The sequence below is a fragment of the Salipiger sp. ABF4_146 genome (assembly GCF_056161345.1).
Window position 1 is genome coordinate 94,259 of record NZ_JBSWYX010000017.1, and the last position, 6,237, is coordinate 100,495.

At 66.9% G+C, this 6,237-nt stretch carries 6 protein-coding genes; 1 reads left to right on the forward strand and 5 read right to left on the reverse strand.

Translation table 11 applies throughout. The annotated features are described in order from the left end of the window. Positions 1–56 precede the first annotated feature (56 nt). From ACXAJT_RS21040 to ACXAJT_RS21055, 4 genes are all read right to left on the reverse strand, one after another. Positions 57–1,859 carry a methanol/ethanol family PQQ-dependent dehydrogenase gene (locus ACXAJT_RS21040; RefSeq protein ID WP_475238600.1) on the reverse strand — a complete coding sequence of 601 codons (1,803 nt, stop codon included), beginning with the start codon at positions 1,857–1,859 and terminating at the stop codon, positions 57–59. A gap of 138 nt (positions 1,860–1,997) precedes the next feature. Then, positions 1,998–2,396 (reverse strand): c-type cytochrome, encoded by a 399-nt coding sequence (locus ACXAJT_RS21045; protein ID WP_475238603.1) that lies wholly within the window; start codon positions 2,394–2,396, stop codon positions 1,998–2,000. Positions 2,397–2,424: 28 nt separating this feature from the next. Then, positions 2,425–3,249, reverse strand: a complete 825-nt coding sequence (gene fghA, locus ACXAJT_RS21050; RefSeq protein WP_475238607.1) for an S-formylglutathione hydrolase — start codon at positions 3,247–3,249, stop codon at positions 2,425–2,427. A 3-nt stretch (positions 3,250–3,252) separates the two neighbouring features. Beyond that, positions 3,253–4,380, reverse strand: a complete 1,128-nt coding sequence (locus ACXAJT_RS21055) for an S-(hydroxymethyl)glutathione dehydrogenase/class III alcohol dehydrogenase (RefSeq protein ID WP_475234219.1) — start codon at positions 4,378–4,380, stop codon at positions 3,253–3,255. 184 nt (positions 4,381–4,564) lie between these two features. Between ACXAJT_RS21055 and ACXAJT_RS21060 the strand changes: the two genes are divergently transcribed. Then, positions 4,565–5,182, forward strand: coding sequence for a hypothetical protein (locus ACXAJT_RS21060; protein ID WP_475238609.1), 618 nt, complete (start codon positions 4,565–4,567; stop codon positions 5,180–5,182). A gap of 146 nt (positions 5,183–5,328) precedes the next feature. On the opposite strand, the gene ACXAJT_RS21065 is transcribed toward ACXAJT_RS21060, so the two are convergent. Further along, a partial coding sequence (locus ACXAJT_RS21065; RefSeq protein ID WP_475238612.1) for a quinoprotein relay system zinc metallohydrolase 2 occupies positions 5,329–6,237 on the reverse strand: 909 nt, incomplete at its 5' end.

Genomic DNA, 6,237 nt, shown 5'->3' on the forward strand with positions numbered 1-6,237 from the left:
GTCGAGGGAGGCCCCGGCGACAGCGGGGCTGTCGCCGGGGCCGTCATGGCTGCGGATCACTCGGGCAGAGCGAAGACCGTCAGCTGGCCACCAAGCGCGGTGTAGTCGGACAGCGCCGAATAGCCGCCCACGGCGCCAAGACCGTCGTTGGGATTGGTCAGCCCCGCGGCAAGACCGATGCCGGCCCAGCCACCGACACCCGACAGGATGCCGACATACTGCTTGCCGTCATGCTCGTAGGTCATCACGTTGCCGATGATCCCCGACGGGGTCTTGAAGCGATAAAGCTCGTCACCGGTCTCTGAATCGACCGCCTTCAGATAGCCCTCCAGCGTGCCGTAGAAGACCACGTCGCCCGCGGTCGCCAGCGCGCCTGACCAGACCGAGAACTGCTCGGGGATCGACCACTTGATCTCGCCGTTGATGTTGTCCCAGGCGATGAAGTTGCCCATGCCGCCGTGGCTGTCGGGCGCCGGATACATCGCCAGCGTCGCGCCCACGTAGGGCTGACCGGCGGTGTAGCTCACGCGGAACGGCTCATAGTCCATGCAGACGTGGTTGGTCGGCACGTAGAACAGTTCGGTCTTCGGCGAATAGGACGCGGGCTGCTGGTCCTTGGAGCCAAGCGCCGCCGGGCAGATGCCGGTGGAGTTCACATCCTCGCCGTTCTGCTCGGTCGAATACTCGGCGACCACCGCCGGACGTCCATAGGTGTCGGACTCCGGGTCCATGTCGACGCCGGTGGTCCAGTTCACCGCCGGGTCGTATTTCTCGGCCACCAGAAGCTCGCCGCTGATCCGGTCCATCGTATAGGCCAGACCGTTGCGGTCGAAGTGGGTCAGCAGCTTGCGCGCCTCGCCGTCGATCTCCTGATCGGTGAGGATCACCTCGTTGACGCCGTCGTAATCCCATTCGTCATGCGGGGTCATCTGGTAGACCCATTTGGCCATGCCGTCGTCGGGATCGCGCGCCATCAGGGTCATCGACCAGCGGTTGTCGCCGGGGCGCTGCGCCGGGTTCCACGTCGAGGGGTTGCCGGTGCCGTAGTAGATCAGATCGGCCTCGGGGTCATAGGAATACCAGCCCCAGGTGGTGCCGCCGCCGATCATCCACTGATCGCCTTCCCATGTGTTGGTGCCCGAATCCGCGCCCACCGGCTCGCCCAGATGGGTGGTGGTCTCGGGATCCATCAGGATGTCTTCGTCCGGCCCCATGGAGTAGGCGCGCCATTCCTGCTCGCCGGTCTCCATGTTGTAGGCGGTGACATGGCCACGCACGCCGAACTCGCCGCCCGAGATGCCGACAATCACCTTGTCCTTCACCGGCATCACCGTGGCGGTGTTGGTCTCGCCCTTCGAGGCGTCACCGTTCATCACTTCCCACAGCACCTCGCCGGTCTCGGCAGAGAGCGCCACCACCTTGGTGTCGGCCTGATGCAGGAAGATCTTGCCGTCGGCATAGGCGACGCCGCGGTTCACCGTGTCGCAGCACATCACCGGGATCACGTCGGGATCCTGCTTGGGCTCGTAGCGCCACTTGATCTTGCCCTCTTCGGCAAGGTCGAGCGCATAGACGATGTTGGGGAACGGGGTGTGCACGAACATCGTGTCCCCCACCACCAGCGGCGAGCCTTCGTGGCCGCGCAGCACACCGGTCGAGAACGTCCACGCCACCTGCAGGTCGCCGACGTTGTCCTTGTTGATCTTGTCCAGTTCCGAATAGCGCTGGTTGGCGTAATCGCCCGTCTGGATCGCCCATTGCGCCGGGTCGTCCATCTGGGTCATCAGGTCGTCATTCGCCATCGCCATGGACGCGGCGCATAGGGCCACGCCAGACGTCAGAAGCAGCCGTCTCTTCATTTCTCTCTCCCTAGGTATGGCGGCACCGCCGCCCTGTTGTCCCCGCTGGCCCGCCTTTGCGGCGCACGCGGCCTGCGTGGATCCTCCGGGTCCGGCGCTCCTTCTCCTCCCGCCGGTCCCGGAATTCTGTTCAGCCGGTCATGACCCGCCCGCCGCGAAGCCCGACAGATAGGCGATCACGTCGGCGCGCTCATCCTCCTTGCGCAGCCCGGCAAAGGACATCTTGGTGCCCTTGGCGTAATCGCGCGGCTTTTCCAGAAAGGCCGCCAGTTCCTCGGGGGTCCAGCTGCCCTTCTCGCTCGCCAGTTCGGTCAGCGCGTCGGAATAGTCAAAACCGTCGACCGTGGCGATCTCGCGCCCGACGATGCCATTCAGCACCGGGCCGACCCGGTTCTCTGCATCGTCGCCGACCATGTGACAGGCCTTGCACTTGCGAAACACCTTCTCGCCCTTCTCGGCGTCGCCCTGCATGTCGGCAAGCGCGGCGCCCCCCGAAAGGGTCACCATCAGCGCGGCTGCGAGCGTTCTTTGAAACATGCCTTGTCTCCTCCTTCTGGGCACCGGCTCAGGCCAGCCGGGCCGCGTGCCACGCGACATGGTCGCCGGCGAATGTGTTCACGAAAAAATACGAATGGTCGTAGCCGGGCTGCATGCGCAGAACCCCCGGCTGCCGCCGCTTTGTCATCGCCCCGGCCAGAGCCTCGGGCTTCAGCAGGTCAAGGAACTGGTCGCGCGCGCCCTGATCGACGAGGATCTCTCCCTTCCAGCCGCGCTCCTCCATCAGCAGCGTGGAGTCATGCCCCGCCCAGCAGCCCTCGTCGTCGCCGAGGTAAGCCGAGAGTTGCTTGCGCCCCCAGTCCGACTGGGTCGGATGGGCAATCGGCGCAAAGGCCGAGAGGCTGTGGTAAAGCTCGGGGTTGCGCATCGCCAGCGTCAGCGCGCCATGCCCGCCCATGGAATGCCCGGTGATGCCGTGCCGCGCGCCGATGCCCTCCAGCCCCGAAACGAGACCGCGCAACTCGTCGGTGATATAGTCGTACATGCGGTAGTGCGGCTTCCACGGCGCGCGCTTGGCGTTGACGTAAAACCCCGCCCCCTGCCCCAGATCATAGGCCTCGTCATCGGCCACCCCCGGCCCGCGCGGCGAGGTGTCGGGAAACACCACAGCCAGCCCGTGCAGCGCCGCGTGCTCCTGAAAGCCGCCCTTGGTCATCGCGTTCTCATGCGTGCAGGTCAGCCCCGAGAGATACCACAGCACCGGCACCGGCCCCGCCTCCGCTTGCGGCGGCAGGTAGACCGCGAAGGTCATGTCGCAGCCGCAGGCCTCCGAGCCATGCCGGTAGACGGTCTGCCGCCCGCCGAAGCTGATATTTTCCGCCACAACCTCCATGCTTCAGAACTCGACGACCGCGCGGATCGATTTGCCCTCGTGCATCAGGTCAAAGCCGTGGTTGATCTCGTCGAGGGTCAGCTTGTGGGTGATCATCGGGTCGATCTCGATCTTGCCGTCCATGTACCAGTCGACGAACTTCGGCACATCGGTGCGGCCCTTGGCGCCGCCAAACGCCGTGCCCTTCCAGACCCGGCCCGTCACCAGCTGGAACGGCCGGGTGGAGATCTCCGCCCCCGCCGGCGCCACGCCGATGATCACCGACACGCCCCAGCCGCGGTGCGAGCATTCCAGCGCGTCGCGCATCACCTGCACGTTGCCGGTGGCGTCGAAGCTGTAATCCACCCCGCCGATCTGGTCGCGCTCGGTCTTGGTCAGGTCGATGATCGCCTGCTTGGTGTCCTCGACCTTCGACGGGTTCACGAAATGGGTCATGCCGAACTTGCGCGCCATCTCGGCCTTGTCGTCATTGAGATCAACGCCGATGATCATGTCGGCACCGGCCATGCGCAGGCCCTGGATCACGTTGAGGCCAATGCCGCCGAGGCCGAACACCGCCGCCGTGGAGCCGATCTCGACGCCCGCGGTGTTGATCACCGCGCCGATGCCGGTGGTGACGCCGCAGCCGATGTAGCAGATCTTGTCGAAGGGCGCATCGTCGCGCACCTTGGCCAGCGCGATCTCCGGCATCACCGTGTGATTGGCGAAGGTGGAGCAGCCCATGTAGTGATGGATCGGCGTGCCATCGAGCATCTTGAAGCGCGTGGTGCCGTCGGGCATCAGCCCCTGCCCTTGGGTATTGCGGATCGCGGTGCAGAGGTTGGTCTTGCCCGACAGGCACGACGGGCACTCGCGGCACTCGGGGGTATAAAGCGGGATGACATGATCGCCGGGCTGCAGCGTGGTGACGCCCTCGCCCACTTCGAGCACCACGCCCGCGCCCTCATGGCCAAGGATGGCCGGGAAGATGCCCTCGGGGTCGGCGCCCGACCGGGTGAATTCGTCAGTGTGGCACAGGCCGGTGGCCTTCACCTCCACCAGCACCTCGCCAGCCTTCGGGCCATCAAGCTCCACGTCCATAATCTCGAGCGGTTTGCCGGCTTCCAGCGCCACGGCTGCACGGGTTCTCATGCAGTCTCCCTCCTGAGTGAAAATCCTTGCGCATCGGGTCCCAAGACGGACCCGGCGGTTGAGCCGAGTATGGGTGCGCCGTTGCATACCCAACAATACCGCCAATGGTGGGTATTCCCCGCAACGCCCCGAAAGCGCAGCCTGCGAGAAGGGGAAAACCGGCCCGCACCGATGGAGGGAGAGGATGATAAGACAGGGACTTCTGGCGCTCGCGGCAACGCTCGCGCTGACTGGCACCGGCGCGCTGGCTGCGGATTTCTCCGATCCCACATGGCCCTGTGTGCAGCGCAAGGTGGCGCAGCTTTCGCCGGGTCTGATGTGGCCGCAGCCGCTGCCCGAAACCGCCCCCGAGGGCGCAGCCGGCGTGGCGGCAGGCGATCTGGCCGAGCTTCTGGCGCTGCGGCGCGTGGAGCTTGAAGCCGCGCGCTTGGAAGTCGCCGCCTTCGCCGAGGCGCAGGGCCGCGACATGGCCCTGATGGGCGCCGTCTTCGGCGAGGTTTTCGACCGGCTTTCGGCACGGCGCACGCGCATCCTCGACGGCATCGGGAAATTTTCCCTCAGCCAGATCGCACTGTCCGAAAAGATTGACGCCGCGCGCGACGAGATGGCGGCGGAAATGTCCAGACCCGATCCCGATTTCGACCGGGTCGACGCGCTGGAAGAGCAACTCGACTGGGACCAGCGCATCTTCACCGACCGGCAGCAAACGATCACCTATCTCTGCGAGACGCCGCAACTGCTGGAAAAGCGCCTCTATGCCATCTCCCAGATGCTCGCCGAGGCCGGACGCGAGGGCGGATAAGCACCGCCCCCTTCTCCGCCCCGGCTCGGGGCCGCAGCGCCGGACGCCTCCGGCGGGCGTATTTTCAAAGAGAAGAAGCGCGCCCGCGTCCCCGGCTTCTTCTCTTTAAAAATACGCAGCCTTCCGCATGCGCCGCGGGTGCGAACTCATTCCCATTCCAGCTCGGTGAACGCCTGCGTCGCGTTGCGCGGGTTGAAGGCGTCAAAAAGCTGCCAGTGGTCCGCCTCGCTCTGCGCCACATGCGCAACCGCCTCCGACAGCCGCTCGCCGGCCGCGATGGCCGCGGCGGTGTCGCCCGCCAGCACGTCGAGGTAGCGCTGCAGCGGCGCGGCGCCCTGTGGCCAGTCCAGCACTGGCCCACCGTGGCCGGGAACCACGCGCAGCGCCGGCAGTTCGGTCAGCCGGTCGAGCGCCGCCTGCCAGCCGCGCAGGTTGCCATCGAGCGCCGGCACATGCGCGTCGAACAGCAGGTCGCCGGCAAAGAGCGTGCCGCTGCTCCGGTCGAGCACCGTCAGATCGGTGCTGCTGTGCGCGGCGGGCCAGGCGCGCAGATCGAGCCGCCGGTCGCCAAGCTCCAGCACGGCGACGTCTTCGATCCCCCCCGTCACCCGCGGCGGCGCACTGCCCAGAAATTCCGGTGCCCCGATCAGCCGCGCGAAGCTCTCCAGATAGCCGTCCTGCCGCTCGGCCAGCGCCCGCGCCAGCCCGGCGTGGCCGATCACCTCGGCCCCCGCCGCCTCAAAAACCGCCGCGCCGAGCACATGATCGGGATGCACATGGGTCAGCACGAGGTAGCGCACCGGCAGATCGGTGCGGGCGCGAATGGCGCGCCACAGCGCCTCGCCGATCCATGCCGCCGCGCCGGCGTCGATCACCGCCACGGCGCGGCTGCCGACGATGAAGCCAAGGTTGGACGTGTCGCCACCGTTGCCCGCCTCGGGTTCGGCCACCGCACCGCGGTGCACGAAGACCCCCGGCGCCACCTCGTTCACCGGCAGCGCCGGGCCGGCCGCGCGGCAGCGCGCGCCGGTCACCGGGCGCGCCGCCAGCGCCGC